The organism is Janthinobacterium sp. GW460-12-1-14-LB5 (assembly GCF_059423585.1).
The window spans coordinates 1-608 of record NZ_JBWKYD010000075.1; the positions used below are offsets into that span (position 1 = coordinate 1).

Sequence of the window (608 nt, forward strand, 5' to 3'; positions counted from 1 at the left end):
GCCACGCAGATCACGGCGACGGCCCCCGCCGGCACCGGCACGGTGGACGTGCGCGTCACCACGACGGGCGGCACCAGCGCCACCAGCGCGGCCGATCAATTTACGTATGTGGCGGCGCCGGCGGTCAGCAGCATTTCGCCGACTGCGGGGCCGACGGGCGGCGGTACTTCCGTCATCATCACCGGTTCGAATTTTAGCGGCACAACGGCAGTGACCTTCGGCGCCACGGCGGTGAGCGGTTTCACGGTCGACGGCGCCACGCAGATCACGGCGACGGCGCCCGCCGGCACCGGCATGGTGGACGTGCGTGTCACTACGACGGGCGGCACCAGCGCCACCAGCGCCGCCGACCAATTTACGTATGTCGCGGCACCGGCGGTCAGCAGCATTTCGCCGACTGCAGGGCCGACGGGCGGCGGTACTTCCGTCATCATCACCGGCTCGAATTTTGGCGGCACAACGGCGGTGACCTTCGGCGCCACGGCGGCCACCGGCTTTACGGTCAACAGCGCCACGCAGATCACGGCGACGGCGCCCGCCGGTTCCGGCACGGTGGACGTGCGCGTCACCACGACGGGCGGCACCAGCGCCACCAGCGCGGCCGACCA

1 protein-coding gene is annotated in these 608 nt (G+C 70.7%); it reads left to right on the forward strand.

Going from position 1 to position 608, the window contains the following annotated elements:
- On the forward strand, nt 1-608 hold a 608-nt coding region (locus AC07X6_RS28600), incomplete at both ends, for an IPT/TIG domain-containing protein (RefSeq protein ID WP_494793229.1).